Origin of the sequence: Amycolatopsis australiensis, from assembly GCF_900119165.1 — a bacterium.
Classification (GTDB): domain Bacteria; phylum Actinomycetota; class Actinomycetes; order Mycobacteriales; family Pseudonocardiaceae; genus Amycolatopsis; species Amycolatopsis australiensis.
Map to the genome: position 1 here is coordinate 981,121 of NZ_FPJG01000006.1, position 19,664 is coordinate 1,000,784.

21 protein-coding genes and 2 tRNA genes are annotated in these 19,664 nt (G+C 69.6%); 7 read left to right on the forward strand and 16 right to left on the reverse strand.

Annotation, left to right across the window (positions count from 1 at the left end):
• Positions 1 to 41: 41 nt before the first annotated feature.
• The gene (locus tag BT341_RS05930) at positions 42 to 434 is read left to right on the forward strand and encodes an SCO5389 family protein (protein ID WP_072475309.1); all 393 of its coding nucleotides are present in this window, start codon (positions 42 to 44) and stop codon (positions 432 to 434) included.
• Between the two features lie 33 nt (positions 435 to 467).
• On the opposite strand, the gene BT341_RS44125 is transcribed toward BT341_RS05930, so the two are convergent.
• Together BT341_RS44125 and BT341_RS05935 are read right to left on the reverse strand one after the other, a co-directional pair.
• On the reverse strand, positions 468 to 623 hold the full coding sequence (locus BT341_RS44125; protein WP_143168487.1) for a hypothetical protein: 156 nt from the start codon (positions 621 to 623) through the stop codon (positions 468 to 470).
• Positions 623 to 1,657, reverse strand: a complete 1,035-nt coding sequence (locus tag BT341_RS05935) for a class E sortase (RefSeq protein ID WP_072475310.1) — start codon at positions 1,655 to 1,657, stop codon at positions 623 to 625. Before BT341_RS05935 ends, BT341_RS44125 begins: the two co-directional genes overlap by 1 nt.
• A gap of 243 nt (positions 1,658 to 1,900) precedes the next feature.
• On the opposite strand from BT341_RS05935, the gene crgA reads away from it, so the two are divergent.
• Both crgA and BT341_RS05945 read left to right on the forward strand, forming a co-directional pair.
• Positions 1,901 to 2,167 (forward strand): cell division protein CrgA, encoded by a 267-nt coding sequence (gene crgA, locus BT341_RS05940; protein ID WP_043787021.1) that lies wholly within the window; start codon positions 1,901 to 1,903, stop codon positions 2,165 to 2,167.
• Positions 2,168 to 2,237: 70 nt separating this feature from the next.
• Positions 2,238 to 2,657, forward strand: coding sequence for a PH domain-containing protein (locus BT341_RS05945; RefSeq protein WP_072475311.1), 420 nt, complete (start codon positions 2,238 to 2,240; stop codon positions 2,655 to 2,657).
• Here BT341_RS05945 and BT341_RS05950 read toward each other — a convergent pair.
• Positions 2,654 to 3,607, reverse strand: coding sequence for a rhomboid family intramembrane serine protease (locus BT341_RS05950; protein ID WP_072475312.1), 954 nt, complete (start codon positions 3,605 to 3,607; stop codon positions 2,654 to 2,656). The two genes, BT341_RS05945 and BT341_RS05950, sit on opposite strands and share 4 nt — an antisense overlap.
• A 38-nt stretch (positions 3,608 to 3,645) precedes the next feature.
• Positions 3,646 to 4,164: a peptidylprolyl isomerase gene (locus BT341_RS05955; protein WP_072475313.1), complete on the reverse strand. Its 519-nt coding sequence runs from the start codon at positions 4,162 to 4,164 to the stop codon at positions 3,646 to 3,648.
• Positions 4,165 to 4,253: 89 nt separating this feature from the next.
• Between BT341_RS05955 and BT341_RS05960 the strand changes: the two genes are divergently transcribed.
• Complete coding sequence (locus BT341_RS05960) at positions 4,254 to 4,790, forward strand: hypothetical protein (protein ID WP_072475314.1); 537 nt, start codon at positions 4,254 to 4,256, stop codon at positions 4,788 to 4,790.
• A 66-nt stretch (positions 4,791 to 4,856) separates the two neighbouring features.
• On the opposite strand, the gene BT341_RS05965 is transcribed toward BT341_RS05960, so the two are convergent.
• Both BT341_RS05965 and BT341_RS05970 read right to left on the reverse strand, forming a co-directional pair.
• Positions 4,857 to 5,309: a DUF6918 family protein gene (locus BT341_RS05965; protein ID WP_072475315.1), complete on the reverse strand. Its 453-nt coding sequence runs from the start codon at positions 5,307 to 5,309 to the stop codon at positions 4,857 to 4,859.
• A 147-nt stretch (positions 5,310 to 5,456) separates the two neighbouring features.
• The gene (locus BT341_RS05970; RefSeq protein WP_177328749.1) at positions 5,457 to 5,990 is read right to left on the reverse strand and encodes a DUF2020 domain-containing protein; all 534 of its coding nucleotides are present in this window, start codon (positions 5,988 to 5,990) and stop codon (positions 5,457 to 5,459) included.
• An 82-nt stretch (positions 5,991 to 6,072) separates the two neighbouring features.
• Here BT341_RS05970 and BT341_RS05975 point away from each other — a divergent pair, with 82 nt between their 5' ends.
• The 3 genes from BT341_RS05975 to BT341_RS05985 are packed head-to-tail and all read left to right on the forward strand — an operon-like array spanning position 6,073 to position 8,774.
• A complete protein-coding gene (locus tag BT341_RS05975; RefSeq protein ID WP_072475317.1) occupies positions 6,073 to 6,699 on the forward strand; it encodes a hypothetical protein in 627 nt (208 codons plus the stop codon).
• A gap of 1 nt (position 6,700) precedes the next feature.
• Entirely contained in the window at positions 6,701 to 7,339 is a 639-nt protein-coding gene (locus tag BT341_RS05980) for a pyridoxine/pyridoxamine 5'-phosphate oxidase (protein WP_072475318.1), read from the forward strand.
• Positions 7,340 to 7,382: 43 nt separating this feature from the next.
• The gene (locus tag BT341_RS05985; protein WP_072475319.1) at positions 7,383 to 8,774 is read left to right on the forward strand and encodes an alpha/beta fold hydrolase; all 1,392 of its coding nucleotides are present in this window, start codon (positions 7,383 to 7,385) and stop codon (positions 8,772 to 8,774) included.
• A gap of 15 nt (positions 8,775 to 8,789) precedes the next feature.
• Here BT341_RS05985 and BT341_RS05990 read toward each other — a convergent pair.
• From BT341_RS05990 to dnaN, 10 genes are all read right to left on the reverse strand, one after another.
• Positions 8,790 to 8,862, reverse strand: a tRNA-Ala gene (locus BT341_RS05990).
• 28 nt (positions 8,863 to 8,890) lie between these two features.
• Positions 8,891 to 9,058, reverse strand: a complete 168-nt coding sequence (locus tag BT341_RS44130) for a DLW-39 family protein (protein WP_003100602.1) — start codon at positions 9,056 to 9,058, stop codon at positions 8,891 to 8,893.
• A gap of 499 nt (positions 9,059 to 9,557) precedes the next feature.
• Positions 9,558 to 9,631, reverse strand: a tRNA-Ile gene (locus tag BT341_RS05995).
• Between the two features lie 49 nt (positions 9,632 to 9,680).
• Complete coding sequence (locus BT341_RS06000; RefSeq protein ID WP_072475320.1) at positions 9,681 to 10,337, reverse strand: DUF3566 domain-containing protein; 657 nt, start codon at positions 10,335 to 10,337, stop codon at positions 9,681 to 9,683.
• A gap of 49 nt (positions 10,338 to 10,386) precedes the next feature.
• Positions 10,387 to 12,915 carry a DNA gyrase subunit A gene (gene gyrA, locus BT341_RS06005; protein WP_072475321.1) on the reverse strand — a complete coding sequence of 843 codons (2,529 nt, stop codon included), beginning with the start codon at positions 12,913 to 12,915 and terminating at the stop codon, positions 10,387 to 10,389.
• Between the two features lie 49 nt (positions 12,916 to 12,964).
• Complete coding sequence (gyrB, locus tag BT341_RS06010) at positions 12,965 to 14,932, reverse strand: DNA topoisomerase (ATP-hydrolyzing) subunit B (RefSeq protein WP_072475322.1); 1,968 nt, start codon at positions 14,930 to 14,932, stop codon at positions 12,965 to 12,967.
• Between the two features lie 197 nt (positions 14,933 to 15,129).
• Positions 15,130 to 15,726: a DciA family protein gene (locus BT341_RS06015; RefSeq protein WP_072475323.1), complete on the reverse strand. Its 597-nt coding sequence runs from the start codon at positions 15,724 to 15,726 to the stop codon at positions 15,130 to 15,132.
• 106 nt (positions 15,727 to 15,832) lie between these two features.
• Complete coding sequence (gene recF, locus BT341_RS06020) at positions 15,833 to 16,987, reverse strand: DNA replication/repair protein RecF (protein WP_072475324.1); 1,155 nt, start codon at positions 16,985 to 16,987, stop codon at positions 15,833 to 15,835.
• Positions 16,988 to 16,997: 10 nt separating this feature from the next.
• Positions 16,998 to 17,888: a phosphogluconate dehydrogenase (NAD(+)-dependent, decarboxylating) gene (gnd, locus tag BT341_RS06025; RefSeq protein WP_072475325.1), complete on the reverse strand. Its 891-nt coding sequence runs from the start codon at positions 17,886 to 17,888 to the stop codon at positions 16,998 to 17,000.
• Positions 17,889 to 17,920: 32 nt separating this feature from the next.
• Positions 17,921 to 19,054, reverse strand: a complete 1,134-nt coding sequence (gene dnaN, locus BT341_RS06030) for a DNA polymerase III subunit beta (RefSeq protein ID WP_072475326.1) — start codon at positions 19,052 to 19,054, stop codon at positions 17,921 to 17,923.
• Positions 19,055 to 19,664 lie beyond the last annotated feature (610 nt).

Below are 19,664 nucleotides of genomic sequence, written 5' to 3' on the forward strand. Positions count from 1 at the left end.
CCGGTAGCCAGGGAGGTGGCCCTGCTCAAACTGGAGGTTCGATGTCCCTGGACGTGTCACCCGCGTTGCTGGAGAAGGCCGAGCGCGGGGAGGTCACCGACGCCGAGTTCGTCACCTGCGTCAAGGAATCCCTGCCGTACGCCTGGGAAGTCATCACCGGAGTGATCGCGGACGCCGAAGCGGCGGCCGACGGCTTCGCGGACAACGAGACACCGCCGCCGAGCGAGGCGGCCCGCGGCCAGCTGCTGCGCGCGCTGGCCTCGGACGCGATCCGCGGCGGCCTCGAGCGCCACTTCGGCGTCAAGCTGGCGTTCCAGAACTGCCACCGGGTCGCGGTGTTCCGCCGGTCCGAAGTGGACGGTGATCGCTACCGCGCGTTCGTCTCCCCGCGCGGCCAGCTGCTCAACCAGAGCCCGGAGCTGCGGGACTGCTGACGGGCCTCCGGCGCACCCCGGTGCGCCGGAGCCTCAGTTGACCGCGACCTCGTTGAACCACAGCCGTGGCTCCAGCCACGGGAACACCACGAACATCAGCAGCGCCACGACGCCGAGCACGAGGATCACGGCCAGCGTCAGCTTCGCCGCGAACGGGCCCGGCAGCTTGCGCCAGATCCACGCGTACATCAGGCCTCCCCGATCTTCGACAGCAGGTCGCCGTAGTCCTTGACCTGGTTCTTGGGTACCTGCTGGGTCAGCACCGACGTGATGATCAGCCGCTCGCGGGCGGAGAACTGCGGGTGGCACGTGGTGAGCGTGAGCAGCGCCGCCTGCTGGGCCTTCGGGAGCACGTCCGCGTCCTTGTACGGGACCGGGTTCACCGCGGTGCCCTCGCTGGGCAGCACGACCTTGCGGCCGAACGTCTTGTTGTAGGCGCCGCCGTCCTCGGCGTTGGGGTCGCGCAGCGTCGAAACGCCCTTGCACTTCGGGTCGGCGCCCTTGCCACCCGCCCAGTCCTTGATCTCGTCGTCGTAGGGCAGGACCTTGTAGATGTAGAAGTCGGTCGAGGTCTCGATCACGATCTGGTCACAGGAGGAGAGGTTGTCCAGGTCGTTGAACGGGGCACCCTTGCCGACGCGGTGGCCGGCCACGGCGAAGTTGCCGGGTTCGCCGGGCAGCGCCGTGCCCTTGTAGTGGCCGGGGCCGACCTCCAGGGAGGCGTCGTCGGTGCCCTCCTGGATGGTGAAGTTGTAGTCGACGCCGAAGCTGGGGATGTGGATGCGGGCGAACGCCTTGCCGTCGACCAGCTCGGGGTGCAGCGTCCGGTCGTGCGCCCATTCGCCGTCGAGCTGGTCGCTCGCCTCGGACTGCTTGCCCGCGGAGAACAGGTCGGTCACGTACAGCTCGTAGACCATGAACAGCAGCACGACCAGGCCGAGCGTGATGAGGATTTCGCCGGCGGTCCGGATCGCGACGCCGCCCTTGCCCAGCGGCGACGGGGCCGGCTTCTCCTTGGTCGCGGTCCCGCCCTTCCCGACCGGGGAGAACACGACGGTCTCCTCGTTCGCGCCCGGCGGCGGGGGCGGGCTGGTGTAGCGGCGGGGCGCCGGGCCCGGCGGACGCCGCGGCGGCTGGCCGGCGGGCTGGCGGGGCGGCTGGCCGGGGGCCGGGCGGGGCGGCAGCTGGCCGCGCGGGGGCGTGGCGGGACGGCGCGGGGGCATCGGCCGCTGTCCGGGGTGTCTGCGCCGGTCGTCATCCGGTCCTTCGCGCGTAGCCACGCAAGCTCCTCTCAAGCCGCGTCGAACACTTGGTGACCCCGACGTCACGGTACGGGAAATCCAACCACTCCCGGCCGCTGCTTTCCTGCGGTCGTTTACGTTAACGTGTGCACGTGGCGCTGGTTGCGCACCCCGAGCGGGACATCGCCACCAGACGAGCCCGTAGAGCACCGCGAGGAACACACGATGCCCAAGTCCAAGGTCCGCAAGAAGACGGCTTACACCCCGCCTGCCGACCGGCGCACGCCGGTGAAGGTGCGGGCGGCCGGCCCCACCGGCCTCGCCTGGAAGATCCCCATGTTCGGGTTGATGCTCCTGGGCCTGGTCTGGCTGCTGGTGAACTACATCGCCGGGGACAAGATCTCCTGGATGGCCGACCTGGGCAACTGGAATTTCGCCGGCGGGTTCGCGCTGATGATCGCCGGTCTGCTCATGACGATGCGCTGGCGCTGACGATTACTCCGAACGGCGGCTTGACGTCGAATTACACCGGTGTGACTCATCCCCAGTGTGGATAACCCCTGTGGATAACTACCCCACCTCGTGGGCACCGCGTCCGGCCCTTGTGGTATCGGCCTGGGTCGTCACCGCGTTGCTGCTGGCCGGCGTGGTCACCGACGCGGTGACCGGCGACCACGGCGGGCTCGTGCTGTTCGCGTTGGCGACACTGGCGGTGGGCGCGTTCGCGGCCCACTCGACACTCGTCCGGCCCCGGCTGGCCGCCGGCCCGGACGGCTTGGTCGCCCGCACATTGCGCGGTCCCCGGCGGCTCCCGTGGGCGCAGACCCGCGCCCGGCTGCGCACCACCCGCCGGCTGGGCCGCGACGGCGTCACGCTCGAGATCGAGCACGACGACCAGCTGTACGTCTTCGGGTGGCTCGAACTCGGCGAGGATCCCCGCGACGTGCTGGACGTGCTCAGCACGCTGCGCGCGCGGAGCTAGCCGCAGCTGTAGAGCTCCTGCCCGCGGTACTGGACGAACTGGCACGTCTGGGCCGCCACCTGCGTGTCCTTGTAGACCAGCAGCCCGATCATCGCGACGACGAGGATGGCGACCCCGGCCGCCTGCCACTGCGCCTGGCGGACCTGCGGCGCGTAGAGCATCGCCACGGTCACCAGCGCGCCGGTGACCAGGCCGCCGACGTGGCCGAGGATGGAGATGTTCGCGACGCCGAAGGTGATGAACGCGTTCAGCGCGAGCGTGACGATCAGCCCGGTCGGGTTGAGCCGCAGCTTCAGCACGATGACCGCGTAGGCGCCCATCAGGCCGAACAACGCGCCGGAGGCACCCGCGGTGCCGCCGTCGAGGTTGTCGAACAGCAGCACGGCCGTGGACGCGCCGAGCATCGAGACGAAGTACAGCGTGAGGAAGCGGATCTTCCCGAAGACCTGCTCCAGGGCGCGGCCCATCATCCACAGCGAGAACATGTTGACCGCGATGTGGATGGGCCCGTAGTGCAGGAAACCCGAGGTGAACAGGCGCCACCACTCGCCGGCGCCGAGCGTCGCCTGGCCCCACAGGACGCCGAGCTGGAAGACATCGGAGACCTGGTTGTCGTTCAGGCTCCTGGCCTGCAGGACGGTGACGAGGAAGACCAGGACGTTGACCGCGAGGATGACCTGGGTGGCCAGGATCGACCGCGACGGCCGGGCCCCGGCGATCGTGCGCACGCCGAAGCCGGCTTCCTGGTAACCGCGGTGCTGACGGCGTTGCTGCTGGCCGCCGGCGTGGACGCAGTCGGTGCACTGGAAGCCGACGGGGGCCTCGCGGAGGCAGTCCGGGCAGGCCGGACGCCCGCACCGGGAACAGCTCAGTCCGGTCGGGCGGTTCGGGTGCCACCAGCACCCGGGGAGCGCGGCTTGTTCGGCGGCGGGGTTCGGCGGTTGGTTCACGATGAGACCAACCTACCGAAACCCGGCGCCGCGAGCCGTCAGTGCTCGATGGTGACCTTCTCGATCACGACGTCGGCCAGCGGGCGGTCCGCCGGGCCGGTCGCCGTGCGGGCGATCGTGTCGACGACGTTGCGCGACTCCTGGTCGGCCACCTCGCCGAAGATCGTGTGCCGGAAGTTCAGGTGGGTGGTCGGCGCGACGGTGATGAAGAACTGCGAGCCGTTCGTGCCCGGCCCGGCGTTCGCCATGGCCAGCAGGTACGGCTTGCTGAACTGCAGCTCCGGGTGGAACTCGTCGCCGAACTTGTAGCCGGGGCCGCCGCGGCCGGTGCCGGTCGGGTCGCCACCCTGGATCATGAAGCCGTCGATGACCCGGTGGAAGATCGAACCGTCGTAGAACGGGCCGGAGGTCGTGCCCGCCGCGTTCGGCTGGGTGTACTCCTTGGTGCCCTCCGCGAGCCCGACGAAGTTCGCGACCGTCTTCGGCGCGTGGTCCGGGAGCAGGTTCAGGTGGATGTCACCCTGATTGGTGTGCAGCGTAGCTTTCACGCGGTTCATCGTGCCATCTGCAGCGGGCGGCGCAAAAAAGGGGCACGATAGGTTACGGGTAACAGAGCAGTGTCAAAACGAATGATGAGGTGAAGCCCATGTCCCGGGCGACAGCCCAGGCCGCCGAGACCGCCGACAAACTCGTCTCCGAGGGTGTCAAGCAGGGCCGGCGCGCGCAGAAGCAGCTCGCGAAGAAGACCGAGCTCACCCGCAAGGAGCTCAAGAAGAGCTCGAAGGCCGCCCGCGAGGAGGCCCTCGCCCGGCTTTCCGAGCTGCGCAAGCCGGGTCGCAAGGCGAAGAAGGCCGCCATCAAGGCCGCGAAGGCGGCCGGGCAGTCGAAGCGCCGCGGCAAGAAGGACTTCAAGGCGGCGAAGAAGGACTTCTACGCCGCTGTCGTCGAGGCGAAGGCCGCCGCGAAGGGCACGCGCAGCCGTCGCAAGTGGCCGTGGCTGCTGGGCCTGCTCGTGGTCGGCGCCGGCGCCGCCTACGTGCTCCGTTCGAAGCAGGAGCCGCCGGTCGCGCCCGCGCCGCCGAAGGCGACCCCGCCCGCGCCGAAGCCGGCCGAAGCGGCGAAGCCTGCCCCGCAGGCCAACGGCAAGGCGCCGTCCCCGGCTCCCGCCGAGAAGAAGAACTGACCGCGGCGCGAAGAGGCCCCTCGGGCGTGCACCCGAGGGGCCTCTTCAGTCGTGCCGGCGTGCTGATCAGGCGTTGGCGGCGTGCTTGTCGATCAGCTGGCCGAGGCGGGGCAGCGCCTCCTCGACGTTCTTCTTGCCGTTCGGACGCAGCTTCGAGTACACCTTCTTGATGCTGTCGCGGCTGCTGCGCTCCGCGCGCGCGTCGGTGACGCTCAGCAGCGCGTCGGCGGCCTCGTCCGAGCGGCTGCTCAGGTAGGCGCCGAAGTCGTTGCCGCCCTTGGCGCGGTAGTCGCCGTAGAACGGCTCGAGCGCGTTGGCGAAGTCGTCCAGCAGCGTGTCGACCGCGGCGGGGATGATGCCCGGCTTGATCTTCTTGACGGCGGCGAAGCCGGTCTTCACGACGGCACCCGAAACGCCGCCCTTGTCGGAGACCTCCGCGTCCACGAGGCTCTCGAAGTCGGAAACGACAGCCGGGCGACGGCTGGAGTCGAGCAGGATTTCCTTGAGGGTGTCAGCCACGAATCTTGTCCTTTGTCGTTGCAGATTTGGTGCCCGGCCCCGGGGTGGGGATCCCCCGATGGCTGCGGTGCGCGAGTCCACGAAGCCTGCGCGTGACGCACAGGGTAATACAAGATCAACATCACTCACCCGTGTGGAGCCCACTACCTAGAGCTTCAGGGCAGCGATAGCCTTCTTCACCACTGTGCGTGCCTTCACGCTCTGCTTCTGGTTGGTGGTCGCGATGACCGCGGTTCCCCCTTTCGAGACGGCATAAACGGCCCCGTCGCCGGTCGACTGGTAGCCGCCCTTCCAGCCCGCCGGGTCGCTCGCGGGGTTGGACGTGTCGACCGGCGCCGCCTTGTTGACCAGGGCCGTTGCCGTCTTCGGGTCCCCGACGTACACCCGGACGGTCAGCTGGACCTTCCCGTCCGGGCGGTAGAAGAAGCAGGCCGGGTGCGGCTTGTCGGCCGAGACGCGCACCTTCGAGACGTGCTGGCCGTTCGAGTCGGCCACGAACTCGCTGTCGAGGTACGGGCAGTCCTCGGTGGCGCCCGGCTGCGGGTCCGGCGGCAGGGCCGTGCCCGCGGCCGTCGCGGTCGACGTCGACGGCGGGCTGGGGGTCGCGGTCCCGGGCACGGTCGAGGGGCCACAGCCGGCCAGCAGGGCCACGGCGGGCGCGAGAAGTACGAGTCGTCGCATAGCGCGCACAGTCAACCATGAAGCATGTGTGAAAACCGCTGGCTGAACTCGCCGTGCCGCGCGGGCGTGCGACCATGACGTCGTGCTTACCCCCGAGCAGTACCTCGGCGTGGTGGCCGAGCGCATCCAGCGTTCCGGCGGCCGGCTGAACACCGTGCAGATCGGGCCCGCGGCCTGCCCGGTCGGGCTGTTCACCGAGTCGGTGATGATGTCGACGATGAACTACTGCGTCATCGCCGCGGCCGTCCCCGAGGTCACAGCGGCGGCGCTGTACGACTTCACCGCCCGCGCCACCCAGCACGCGCGCGCCAACCTGGTCGGCACCATGGGCTTGACGGCGGCGTCGGTCGTCATCGCCGGGCTCGTCGGCCGGCGCGTGTACCCGGACGCCGCGCAGGCCGCGTCGGCGAAGACGAGCAACCAGTTCGGCGGCGAGACGCGGATGGTCGCGGTCGACCTCTCGGCGGGCCAGACGTACGCGTTCACCGGCGGGAAATTCTGGGGCGCCGCGATGCACGGGGCGATCCGGGCCAAGCTGACGTTCTGCTTCCCGCACCCCGCGGAGGTTTACCAGCAGGCACAGTGGCAGCAGCCGCCGATGGCCGCGCCGCCGGTGCCGCCACCGCCGTACGCCGGCCCGGCCGGTCCGCAGCCGCCGATCTACCCACCGCCGGGACACCCGCCGCAGCAGGGGCCGTACGGTTGCTGACATGGTCGCGTTGCGCGGATGGCCCTCGTTTCCCGAAGAACTGCCCGTGTTCACGCCCGGAACGGCGCCGGCGGAGCCGCAGGCATTGTTCGTGGAGTGGCTGACCGAAGCCGGCGAGCACGTGCTGGCCCCACACGCGGTCACGCTGTCCACTGTGGACGCCGATGGCGCGCCCGACGCGCGCGTGGTGATCCTCAAGGACGTCGGCCCGGCCGGCTGGGCGGTCGCCACCAGCTCGGAAAGCCCGAAGGGGCTGCAGCTGCGGAAGGACCCGCGTGCCGCGTTGACGTTCTTCTGGCCGGGACGCGGCCGTCAGGTCCGGTTGCGTGGCCCGGTGTCCCCCGCGTCGGCCGAGGTGTCGGCCGAGGACTTCCTGGCTCGTCCGCCTGCTTCGCGCGTCGAGGCGTTCATCGGCCACCAGTCGCAAGTGCTGCACGACCCGGCGGACCTCGCCGCGGCGGCCGCGGAAGCGGAGCGCTGGGTGGCGGAAAACCCTGACGTGGCACCGGAAACGTGGACGCGCTACCTCGTCGACCCGGACGTCGTCGAGTTCTGGCAGGCCAGTCACGACCGCCGGCACGTCCGGCTGCGGTACCGCAAGTCCGATGCCGGGTGGATTCGCGAACGCCTTTGGCCCTGATCGGGGGTATGCCGGGCGCGGGCGGCTGTGCGCATGATGGATCATGCGCTCGAAACTGCTGACCGCCGGGCTGGTCCTGGCGCTGACTGCCGCACTCGGGGGTGTGGCCGCGGCCGACGCGCGTCCTGGGGGACGACCGAAGCTGGCGGATCCGCACCCGTGCCCGGGACAACCGGGTTTCACGTGCTCGACGCTGACCGTGCCGCTGGACCACACCGGCCGCGTGCCGGGCACGCTGGACCTGCCGGTCGCGACGGCGGACAACGTGACGGCGCCGAAGGGCGTGCTGCTGTTCCTCACCGGCGGCCCCGGCCAGGGCGGCGTCGGGACCATCACGCGGATCGCGACGAAACGGCTGCCGGAAGTCGCGAAGGACTACCGGTTCGTCATGCTCGACCAGCGCGGCACCGGCGCGGGCGCACTGCGGTGCCCGGGCCTGCAGGCGCAGATGGGCAGTTCGGACATCGCGACGCCGGCGCGCGACGCGGTCACCGAGTGCGCGCGCATCCTGGGCCGGACGGCGCCGTTGTATTCGACGGACCAGAGCGTCGCGGATTTCGACGACCTCCGCCAGGCGCTGGGCGTGCCGAAGATGGTGGTCGACGGCGTCTCGTACGGCTCGTTCACGGCGGCGCGGTACGCGATCGCGCACCCGGACCGCGTCCGCAAGGTGGTCCTCGACTCGGTGCTGCCGCACCACGCGACCTCGTCCGCATCGCTGTACCTGACGGGTTTGACGGCGGAGTCCCGCGTACTGAGGGCGGCTTGCGCAGCGCCCCCGGCGTGCGGCTACGACCCCGCGGAAGACCTCGCCTGGGTGGTCCGCCACCGCAGCGCGGCCGAGGGCGTAAAGATTTTCGACGCGATCGTCGCGTACGAATTCGCGGACCCGACGTACCGGGCACCGGCAGCCGGAGACGTGCTCGGCGCACTCCACGAGGCCCGCGGCGGCGCACCGGCCCGGTTCGACCAGCTGGTGGCGGATTACACGACGGAAGACGTCGCGCCGGAGAGCTTCAGCGCGGGCCTGCACGCGGCGACGTTGTGCGCGGACCAGCGCTTCCCATGGGGCAGCTCGGAAACCCCGATGTCGCTGCGGCAGCCGTTGCTGTCGCTGGCCGCGCGGACGCTGCCGCCGTCGGCGACTTGGCCGTACACAACGGAGGTCGCGACGCAGCAGGGCTTCATCCAGAGCTGCCTGCCGTGGCCGGTGGAACGCGTGGGCTCGAACCCGGCGTCGCGCCTGCCGGACGTCCCGGTACTGCTGCTGAACGGCGACCGCGACTTGTCGACACCGCTGGAATGGGCGCGGCAGGAAGCGGCCCAGGCGCCGAAGGGAAAGCTGGTGATCGTGCCGGGCGAGTCCCATTCGATCCAGAACCGCGAGCGCGGCCACGCGGGCCGGGACGCGGTGATCGGCTTCCTGGCCGAGTGAGGACCGGGAGTTCTGTGGAGCTGAGGGGAATCGAACCCCTGACCCCCGCCTTGCAAAGGCGGTGCTCTACCAATTGAGCTACAGCCCCGGGTGCGGGCGTGTGCCCGCGATGAAGATCAGTTGTGGGACGCGCCCGCCGGCTTGGCCGGGGTCGTGCCGTTGGTGGAGGGGACCGGCGCGGTCGCCTCGCGCCAGAGGTCGGCTTCGGCCTTCGCCGCCTTGTTGCGCTTGACCACGAACAGGACGCCGCCCGCGATGACCGCGAGTGCCAGCAGCTTCTTCACCGAAGCCCCCTTCTCAGCTTGCTTCCCTTACCCCGTGATGTTACTGCACAGGCCCCGGGCACCGTCGGGCGGTTGGTTCCACGTGGAACCGCGAGCCCGCCGGTAACGCAGTTCACACGCAGCGGGAAATACCGGACCGGGTGGTCCTGTTGTACCCACTGGTCGGTGCGCCCACCGTGTCCCCCGGGCCTCAACCACTTGCCTTCGCGGAGTTCCGTCCGGCTGGAGCCGCGATGCGCCTTTCGCCGAGAGGCGACCGTGGCGCGCACCGACCGCGAACTCAGCCCTGCCGGCTCTTCTCTTCCCGGCAGGGCTGACCTGTATCCAGGAGCCAGATTCCGGGTCCGCGGAAATCAAGACGGCGCGACTCTCGTCGGCACGCAACCACGCTGGGTCGGGGACCAGCCGCACCGTGGGGGTCTGGGGGCTCGGCCCCCAGAGACAAAAAAACACCCGGTCAAGTGCAGGGTTTTCACTGCACATGACCGGGTCAACCGGGTGGGCCTACCAGGACTTGAACCTGGGACCTCTTCGTTATCAGCGAAGCGCTCTAACCGCCTGAGCTATAGGCCCTTGAACGAGGAGAACTGTACAGGACCCCCGGAGGGGCCCTGCAACCGGGTTACTCTCGCTCCGACAGCGTGACCTCCAAGCCTCCCGCGAGGTCGGCCGACACGTTGTAGATGAACGCGCTGACCGTGGCCAACGCCGACACCAGGACGATGTTGATCGCGCCGAGGATGGCCGCGATGCCGAACACCCGGCCCGCGCTGATCAGGGGTTCCGAGGACGCGTTCGCGCCCTCGCCGCCGACCAGGGACGAGTACGTGCCGTTCAGCTTGTCCCAGACGCCCATGCCGTCCAGCACCGTGTACAGCACTCCGACCGCCACCAGCCAGACGAAGAACATCGCCACGCCCAGTACCAGCGACAGCTTCAGCACCGACCACGGGTCGAACCGCTTCACCTGCAGCGACGCCCGGCGCGGGCCGCGGCCCGGGCGGCGCAGCGCGCTCGGGCGGGCCCGCTGGGTGGCGGCCGGTGGGACGGCCGTCTCGCCTCCCGGGGGCGTGTCCCCGGCGCCGCCGAAGAGGCGGGGGGCCGCGCTTCCCGTCACCACCGGGCGCTGCTCCGGGTTTTCGCCGGATGGTGGCTGGGCGTCCTCCGTGGCCAGTTTGACCGTCGCTTCGGAGTCGCCTTCCTTGTCGACCCGCTGCCAGGGCGGGCTCGCCGGCGTCCCGTTCGAACCCGCTGCCTCGGGATTCTCGGATGGTGTCACGAAGAGTCAGTCCTTACCCGTGCCGTGGGGCCGCCGTCGGAGAGCAAACTTACTGCTCCGGCGAGGCCGTCGTTTCGTCACCCGCTTCAGCGGCGTCACCATTGGCGACGTCCGAGGGCTCGTCCGCGTTGCGTGCGACCGCGAGAAGGGTGGTGCCTTCGCCGAGGTTCATCAGCCGGACTCCCTTCGTCTGCCGCCCTGCCTTGCGCACGTCGCCCGCCGGCGTGCGGATCACGCCGCCGCTCGAGGTGATCGCGTAGAGCTCGTCCTCGGCGTCGACGATGAGCGCACCCACCAGCCTGCCACGTTTCCGGTCGTGCTGAATGGTGAGCACGCCCTTGCCGCCGCGGCCTTGCACCGGGTAGTCCTCGATCGCCGTCCGCTTGGCGTAGCCGCCGTCGGTTGCGACCAGCAGGAACTTGTCCGGCTTGACCACGCTGATGCCGAGCAGCTCGTCGCCGTCGTTGAACCGCATCCCGAGTACCCCGGAAGTGGGACGGCCCATCGGCCGCAGCGCCTCGTCGGTCGCGTGGAAGCGGATGGACTGGCCCTCCGCGGACACCAGCAGCAGGTCGTCCTCGGGGCCGGCCAGCACGGCGCCGACCAGTTCGTCGCCTTCGCGCAGGTTGATGGCGATGAGGCCGCCTGCCCGGTTCGAGTCGAAGTCGGTGAGCTTCGTCTTCTTCACCAGGCCGCGCTTGGTGGCGAGCACCAGGTACGGCGCGACCTCGTAGTTCTTGATCTCGATGACCTGGGCGATCTGCTCGTCCGGCTGGAACGCCATGAGGTTCGCCACGTGCTGGCCGCGCGCGTTGCGGTTGGCCTCCGGCAGGTCGTACGCCTTCGTCCGGTAGACGCGGCCCTTGTTCGTGAAGAACAGGATCCAGTCGTGCGTCGAGCAGACGAAGAAGTGCTGGACGATGTCGTCCTGCTTCAGCGTCGCGCCCTGCACGCCCTTGCCGCCGCGCTTCTGCGAGCGGTACAGGTCGGTTTTCGTTCGCTTGGCGTACCCCGTGCGGGTGATGGTGACGACCACGTCCTCGACCGCGATGAGGTCCTCGACCGAGACGTCGCCGTCGAACGGGATGATCTGGGTGCGCCGGTCGTCGCCGTACTTGTCGACGATCGCCATCAGCTCGTCGCGGATGATGCTCCGCTGCCGCTCCGGCTTCTCCAGGATGTCCTGCAGGTCGGCGATCTCGGCCTCGATCTTGGCCAGGTCGTCGATGATCTTCTGCCGCTCGAGAGCCGCCAGGCGCCGCAGCTGCATGTCCAGGATCGCGGTGGCCTGGATCTCGTCGACGTCCAGCAGCTCCATCAGGGCCGGCCGGGCTTCGTCCGCGGACGGCGAGCGCCGGATCAGCGCGATGACCTCGTCGAGCGCGTCGAGCGCCTTGACGTACCCACGCAGGATGTGGGCCCGTTCCTCGGCCTTCTTCAGCCGGTACCGCGTCCGCCGGACGATGACGTCCATCTGGTGCTTCACGTAGTGGCGGATCATCTGGTCGAGCCGCAGCGTGCGCGGCACGCCGTCGACCAGCGCCAGCATGTTGACACCGAAGTTCTGCTGCAGCTGGGTGTGCTTGAACAGGTTGTTCAGCACGACCTTCGCGACCGCGTCCCGCTTGATCGTGACGACGATCCGCATGCCGGAACGGCTGTTGGACTCGTCCGCGATGTCCGAGATGCCGGTGAGCTTGCCGTCGCGGACGAGGTTCGCGATGTTCTCGACGAGGTTGTCCGGGTTGACCTGGTACGGCAGCTCGGACACGACGAGGATCGTGCGGCCCTTCGCGTCCTCCTCGACCTCGACGACCGCGCGCATCCGGACCGACCCGCGGCCGGTGCGGTAGGCGTCCTCGATGCCGGAGGTGCCCAGGATCATCGCCTTGGTCGGGAAGTCCGGGCCCTTGATCCGCACCAGCAGGGCGGCCAGCAGCTCGTCGTCGGTCGCGTCCGGGTTCTCCAGCGCCCAGACGACGCCCTCGGAGACCTCGCGCAGGTTGTGCGGCGGGATGTTGGTCGCCATCCCGACCGCGATCCCGGAACCGCCGTTGACCAGCAGGTTCGGGAAGCGCGACGGCAGGACGTCGGGCTCCTGCGTGCGGCCGTCGTAGTTGTCGGAGAAGTCGACGGTGTCTTCTTCGATGTCGGCCAGCATCTGCATGGCCAGCGGCGCGAGCCGGGACTCGGTGTACCGCATGGCCGCCGCCGGGTCGTTGCCCGGCGAGCCGAAGTTGCCCTGCCCGTCGATCAGCGGGTACCGCATCGACCACGGCTGGGCGAGCCGCACCAGCGCGTCGTAGATCGCCGAGTCGCCGTGCGGGTGGTAGTTGCCCATGACGTCGCCGACGACGCGGGAGCACTTGTTGTACCCGCGGTCCGGCCGGAAGCCGGAGTCGAACATCGAGTACAGGATCCGGCGCGCGACCGGCTTGAGGCCGTCACGCACGTCCGGCAGCGCCCGCGACACGATCACGCTCATCGCGTAGTCGATGTAGGAGCGCTGCATCTCCTGCTGGATGTCGACCGGTTCGATCCGGTCGTTCTCCGGAGCCGGCGGCAGGGTTTCCGTCATCTGGTCCTTCTCGAGTGAGGAGTCCTAGCGGGACAAGGGGCGGGGACGCTCACACGTCCAGGAAGCGCACGTCCTTCGCGTTGCGCGTGATGAACGAGCGGCGGGCCTCGACGTCCTCGCCCATCAGGACGGAGAACAGCTCGTCCGCCTGGGCCGCGTCGTCCATCGTGACCCGGCCCAGCAGCCGGTTCGCCGGGTCCATCGTGGTCTCCCACAGCTCCTCGGCGTTCATCTCGCCGAGACCCTTGTAGCGCTGGATCGCGTCGTCCTTCGGCAGCTTCTTGCCCGCCTCGACCCCCGCCTGGATGACGGCGTCGCGCTCGCGGTCGGAGTAGGCGTACTCCGGCTCCATCCGCGGCCACTTGATCTTGTACAGCGGCGGCCGCGACAGGAAGACGTGGCCGTGCTCGATCAGCGGGGTCATGAACCGGAACAGCAGGGTGAGCAGCAGCGTGGTGATGTGCTGGCCGTCGACGTCGGCGTCGGCCATCAGCACGATCTTGTGGTAGCGCAGCTTCGACAGGTCGAACTCGTCGTGGATACCGGTGCCGAGCGCGGTGATCAGCGACTGGACCTCGGTGTTCTTGAGGACGCGGTCGATGCGGGCCTTCTCGACGTTGATGATCTTGCCGCGGATCGGCAGGATCGCCTGGTAGCGCGAGTCGCGGCCCTCCTTGGCGGAGCCGCCTGCCGAGTCACCCTCGACGATGTAGAGCTCGCACTCCTCCGGGTTGGTGGAGCGGCAGTCCTTCAGCTTGCCGGGCAGGCCGCCGATGTCCAGCGCGCCCTTGCGGCGGACCAGGTCACGCGCCTTGCGCGCGGCCATCCGCGCCTGCGCCGAGGAGATCGACTTGTTGATGATCGTCTTCGCCTCGGTGGGGTTGCGCTCGAACCAGTCCGCCAGCCACTCGTTCGACGTCTGCTGCACGAACGTCTTGGCCTCGCTGTTGCCCAGCTTGGTCTTCGTCTGGCCCTCGAACTGCGGCTCGGACAGCTTGATCGAGACGATCGCGGCGAGGCCCTCGCGCACGTCGTCACCGGTCAGGTTGGCGTCCTTCTCCTTGAGCAGCTTCTTCTCGCGCGCGTATGCGTTGACGACGCGGGTCAGCGCGGCGCGGAAGCCCTCTTCGTGGGTGCCGCCCTCGTGGGTGTTGATCGTGTTGGCGAACGTGTAGACCGACGGCGTGAAGCCGTTGTTCCACTGCATCGCGACCTCGACCTCGAGGCCGGTGCCCTTGGCGTCGAAGGAGATGACGCTGGGGTGGATCGGGTCCTTGCTGCCGTTGATGTGCTTGACGAAGTCCTCGAGCCCGCCCGGGTAGCAGTAGGTCTTCTCCTTGACCCGCGCGACCTTGCCCTCGGCGTCCGCTTCGGTCTCTTCGTCGGCGACGCGCTCGTCGCGCAGCGACAGTGTCAGGCCCTTGTTGAGGAACGCCATCTCCTGGAGCCGGCGCGAGATGGTCTCGAAGTTGTACGTCGTCGTCTCGAAGATGTCCGGGTCGGCCCAGAAGGTGATCGTGGTGCCGGTCTCCGACGTCGGGCCGAGGTCCTCCAGCGGGCCCGGCACCTGGTTCGTGTACTCCTGGCGCCAGCTGCGGCCGCCGCGCTTGACCTCGGCGAGCAGCCTCGTCGACAGGGCGTTCACCACGGAGACACCGACGCCGTGCAGGCCGCCGGACACCGCGTAGGAGTCGCTGTCGAACTTGCCGCCCGCGTGGAGCACGGTGAGGACGACCTCGATCGTCGGCTTCTGCTCCTTGGGGTGCATCTCGACCGGGATGCCGCGGCCGTCGTCGACGACGCGCACCCCCCCGTCGGCGAGGAGGGTAACCTCGACCTTGGTGGCGTACCCGGCCATCGCCTCGTCGACCGAGTTGTCGACGACCTCCTGGACCAGGTGGTGCAGGCCGCGTTCACCGGTGGACCCGATGTACATGCCGGGGCGCTTGCGGACCGCTTCGAGGCCTTCGAGCACCGTGATCGACGACGCGTTGTACTCGCTCTTGTTCTCGGTCACCGGCGTTGTTTCTCCTCGTCTCGCCCGAGCGGACGCTCGCTACCTTCCAGTGTACTTGGCCGCGTCCGCTGGCATGCGGCAAGGACACCCCTGAACGCGTCACAGACGAACGAAATCGGTTCGAGCCGAGTCTTGACGTATCCCGAGAGGTCTGGATGCGTTCTCGGGGCATTCAACCGAGCATCGCGCAACCCGGGTCAGCCGTACGTGTCACGTGGGCCGCGGCCCGGCACGTGGCGGGGCCCTTTCCGCCAGCTCGGCGCGGTCGGGCCCTGGATCCGCATCCGCTTGACGACGCCGTTGCCGACCCCCGCCGCGATCTTGGCGAGTAGCTTGCCCTGCAGCAACCGGAGCTGGGTGGCCCAGGCCGTGGAGCTGGCGCGGACGGTCAGCTCGCCGTCCTTGAGCGCGACCGGCTGGGCGTGTTCGGCGACGTCTTCGCCGACCAGCCGGGCCCACTGGGCGAAGACGCGGGCGCTGGTGACGTTCTCGTTCCAGCCGCGGTCGCGCATCAGCCGCGAGACGAGCCGGCCGAGCGGCTGCGGGTCCCGCGGGTCGGCGCCCGGCCCTGACCAGCGGCGACGCCGCGGGTTCTGGCCGCCGCCGACCGTGGGGCGACGCCGTCCTGGCGGGACGCCGCGCTCCTTCGCCTTGGCCTTCGCGGCTTCGAGGGCGGCGTGCGCGAGGTCGCGACCGGTGAGGGAAGCCCCGTTCGGCCCAACGTCACTGTCACGTGCAGTATCGACAGGGGCCTCACCGGCCGCTTGAGGCCACTCATTTGGCCGCGGGGTCACGGGCAGCGATAACTCATTCACCGCGTTATCCACACTGTCCACAGGTTTGTCCCCAGATTGGGTACGGTTCGTGTCGCCCGTCACACGAGGTGTTCGTTCGCCCTGTTCAGCCACGCGTGATCTCACCATCCGCCACCAGGAACCGGCAGCCGGCCAGCTCCGCGGGTACGTCTTCGTCGACGGCGGCGGTCACCAGCACCTGTTCGGCGCTCGCGGCCACCTCGGCCAGCCGGGCCCGGCGCTTGCGGTCCAGCTCGGCGAACACGTCGTCGAGCAGCAGCACCGGCTCGCCCGCCTCCGCGCGCAGCAGCTCGTAGCTGCCGAGCCGCAGCGCGAGGGCGAAAGACCACGACTCGCCGTGGCTCGCGTACCCCTTGGCCGGTGCCTGGCCGAGGATCAGCTCCAGCTCGTCCCGGTGCGGGCCGACCAAGCTGATCCCGCGCTCCAGTTCGGCCTTCCGGGCTTCACCGAGCGCCTTGAGTAAGACGTCTTTGAGGACTTCCGGTTGCGCCAGCTCGCCATCCGGTACGCCGTACGTCTCCGGCAACGCCGCCCCCAGCGAAGAGCGGTAGGCGATCTTCGCCGGCCGCGAGTCCGGCGCCACGCCCATGTACGCCGAAGCCGCGTACGGCGCCAGGTCGGCGACGAGGTTCAGCCGCGCGGCCAGCAGCTCCGCGCCTGCCACAGCGAGATGGTCGTCCCAGACTTCGAGCGTCGACAGCGCGTACGGGTCTTCGCGGCCCGTACGTCGCTTCCCGGCCGTCTTGAGCAGGGCGTTGCGCTGCTTCAGCACCTTCTCGTAGTCCGCCCGGACGCCGGCGTACCGCGGTGCGCGCAGCACGAGCAGCTCGTCGAGGAACCGTCTTCGCTCACTCGGGTCACCCCGCACGAGTGCCAGGTCCTCCGGCGAGAACAGCACTGTGCGCAGGATCCCGAGTACGTCACGCGGACGGCCGACCGCGCCGCGGTTGACCCGGGCGCGGTTCGCGCGGCCGGCGGTGATCTCCAGCTCGACGGTCAGCTCGCGGTCGTCGTTGACCACCGCGACCCGCACGAGCGCGCGCTCGCAGCCGTGCCGGATCAGCGGCGCGTCCGTCGCGACGCGGTGCGAGCCCAGCGTCGCGACGTACCCGATCGCCTCCAGCAGGTTGGTCTTGCCGCGACCGTTCTGGCCGACCAGCACGGTCGGCCCCGGTTCCAGCGCGAGATCGGCCTGTGGCCAGGAGCGGAAGTCGGTGACCTGCAGGTGACGCAGATACACCAGCTGCTCCTTACCCGCCGACCTTCTTCACGGCGTGCCCGCCGAACTGGTTGCGCAGCGCGGCGACCGCGCGCATCGCGGCCGAGTGCTCCTGGCGCGAGGCGAAGCGGGCGAAGAGCGCGGCCGAGATGACCGGCGCCGGCACCGCGTTGTTGATCGCCTCTTCCAGCGTCCAGCGGCCTTCGCCGGAGTCCTCGACGTAACCCTCGAGGTCGTCCAGCTCCGGGTCCTCGTCGAGCGCGCGCACGAGCAGGTCGAGCAGCCACGACCGGACGACCGTGCCGCGCTGCCAGCCCTTGATCACCGCGGGCACGTCCTTGACGACCTTCGCGGCCTCGAGCAGCTCGAAGCCCTCGGCGAAGGCCTGCATCATGCCGTACTCGATGCCGTTGTGGATCATCTTCGCGTAGTGACCCGCGCCTACGTCACCCGCGTGCGAGAAGCCTTCCTCGCGCGGGCCCTCGGGACGCAGCGCGTCGAAGATCGGCATCGCCCGCTCGACGTCGGCGGCCGCGCCGCCGACCATCAGGCCGTAGCCGTTCTCCTTGCCCCACACGCCACCGGAGACGCCGCAGTCGAGGTAGCCGATCTTCTTCGCCGCCAGCAGGTCGGCGTTCAGCCGGTCGTCGGTGTACTTGGAGTTGCCGCCGTCGATCACCATGTCGCCCTCGGCGAGCAGGTTGCCCAGCTCGGTGACGGTCTGCCGGGTCGGCTCGCCGGCCGGCACCATGATCCACACGATCCGCGGGGCGTCCAGTTTGGACACCAGGTCTTCGAGCGACGTCGTGTCGCTGACATCGGGGTTGCGGTCGTAGCCGACCACCTCGTGACCGGCCGCGCGCAGCCGCTCACGCATGTTGAAGCCCATCTTGCCCAGGCCGATCAGACCGAGCTGAACCATGAGATCCCCTTACGTGCTCAGGAAATTGCGGGTCAGCCCGGAAGGCGGACCGGCATCAGGAGGTACAGGTAGCCGGGGACGACGTTGCCCTCGGCGTCGGCGGGCTTGATGAGCGCGGGCCGGTTCGGCGTGGTGAACGTCAGCTCCGCGCGGTCGCTGTGCAGCGCGCCGAGGCCGTCGACGAGGTAACCCGGGTTGAACGCGATGGTCACCGGCTCACCTTCGTACTCGACCTGCAGCTCCTCTTCGGCACTGCCTTCGTCGTCACCGCCCGCGGACAACCGCAGCGTGTTGTCCCCGAACTCCAGTCGTACCTGAGTCCCCCGCTCCGCCACCAGCGAAACGCGCTTGATGGACTCGGTGAGAGCCGACACGTCGATGACCGCGCGTGAGGTGTGCGACGCGGGCAGCAGCTGCCGGTACGGCGGGAACTCGGCGTCGAGCAGCCGGGTCGTCGTGTAGCGCCCGGAACCGGACAGGCCGAGCAGGCCTTCGCCGCTGGCGAGCGCGAGGCGGATCGTGGCGCCGCTCGCGCCGAGCGTCTTGGCGGCCTCGGCGAGCGTGCGCGCCGGGACGAGGACCGCGGCGTCGGCCAGGCCCTCGGCAGGCTGCCAGGTGAACTCGCGCATGGCGAGCCGGAAGCGGTCGGTCGCGACGAGGGTCAGCGAGCTGCCGGAGATCTCGAGCCGCATGCCGGTGAGCATCGGCAGCGTGTCGTCCTTGCCCGCGGCGACGACGACCTGGGTGACGGCCTGGCCGAACGCGTCGCCGGCGAGCTCGCCCGCGAAGGCGGGCTGGGACGGCAGCTGCGGGTAGTCCTCGACCGGCATGGTCGGCAGGGAGAAGCGCGCGCTGCCGCACGTGATGGTCGCGCGGGCGCCGTCGACGGAGATCTCGACCGGCTGCGCGGGCAGCGCCTTGGTGATGTCGGCGAGGAGGCGACCGGAGACCAGCAGGCGGCCGCCGTCGGCGATCGTCGCCGGGACGCCGACCGTGGCGGAGACCTCGTAGTCGAACCCCGAGACGGTGAGGGCGTCGGTGTCGCCGTCGGAACCGGCGTCGAGCAGGACACCGCCCAGTACCGGCACCGGCGGCCGGGAGGGCAGGCTTCTGGCCACCCACGCGACGGCGTCGGCGAGCCCGTCACGCTCGACGCGGATCTTCATGCGCGCATCCTTTCGACGACCGAGCCACTGCCGGCTCGGGCCAGGCCTCGTTCTCGCGGGACAGTGACCGGCTGCCCCCTCCGGCCGGTCCGCCCTCCGCGGAAGCGGCCGGAGCGCGGACCAGGTGCAGGCGTCCACGTTAGGCCGTCGCGGGGCCCGCCGTCACCTCGGCCTCCCCTTGACTTTGTCGACATGACGACACCGTCTCGCGGCTGTCCCCAACTTCGTCCGCCGCCTGTTTTTGTTTTGTTCTCTCTTAGAAGAGATCTAAGGGCAGTAGCAGTAGTAAGCGGTGTGGATTGTGTGGATTGAGGGCGTTCGCGCAGGTCGGAGCGGGCGCGGGCGTGTGGGTAACCATGGTGGCGGACCTGTGGGCAGATCGGGGCGTCCGTGGATGGTTTCGGGCGCGCCCCGGTTCGTCCACAGCTGTCCCCAGTTGTCCCCATGGTTGTCCCCAGGTGTGCGGCCATCCGTCCCCAGGGTCTGGGGGTGCGCGAGGTGGTCCGAATCGCCCTACCGAGTGACCGGGCTGTCCTGTGCACACAATGTGGGCAACCTGTGGAATCCCCGTGGACAAAGGTGTGGACGGGCTGTGGACTTCCTGTGGGCG

Bases quoted from the DNA above. Each gene is read 5' to 3' on its own strand.
- gyrA (WP_072475321.1), bottom strand. From the start codon at position 12,915: ATGACGGAAACCCTGCCGCCGGCTCCGGAGAACGACCGGATCGAACCG.
- BT341_RS05960 (WP_072475314.1), top strand. From the start codon at position 4,254: ATGTCCCGGGCGACAGCCCAGGCCGCCGAGACCGCCGACAAACTCGTC.
- dnaN (WP_072475326.1), bottom strand. From the start codon at position 19,054: ATGAAGATCCGCGTCGAGCGTGACGGGCTCGCCGACGCCGTCGCGTGG.
- BT341_RS05980 (WP_072475318.1), top strand. From the start codon at position 6,701: ATGGTCGCGTTGCGCGGATGGCCCTCGTTTCCCGAAGAACTGCCCGTG.
- BT341_RS44125 (WP_143168487.1), bottom strand. From the start codon at position 623: ATGTACGCGTGGATCTGGCGCAAGCTGCCGGGCCCGTTCGCGGCGAAG.
- BT341_RS05955 (WP_072475313.1), bottom strand. From the start codon at position 4,164: ATGAACCGCGTGAAAGCTACGCTGCACACCAATCAGGGTGACATCCAC.
- BT341_RS05985 (WP_072475319.1), top strand. From the start codon at position 7,383: ATGCGCTCGAAACTGCTGACCGCCGGGCTGGTCCTGGCGCTGACTGCC.
- BT341_RS05930 (WP_072475309.1), top strand. From the start codon at position 42: ATGTCCCTGGACGTGTCACCCGCGTTGCTGGAGAAGGCCGAGCGCGGG.
- BT341_RS05970 (WP_177328749.1), bottom strand. From the start codon at position 5,990: ATGCGACGACTCGTACTTCTCGCGCCCGCCGTGGCCCTGCTGGCCGGC.
- BT341_RS05935 (WP_072475310.1), bottom strand. From the start codon at position 1,657: ATGCCCCCGCGCCGTCCCGCCACGCCCCCGCGCGGCCAGCTGCCGCCC.
- crgA (WP_043787021.1), top strand. From the start codon at position 1,901: ATGCCCAAGTCCAAGGTCCGCAAGAAGACGGCTTACACCCCGCCTGCC.
- gnd (WP_072475325.1), bottom strand. From the start codon at position 17,888: ATGGTTCAGCTCGGTCTGATCGGCCTGGGCAAGATGGGCTTCAACATG.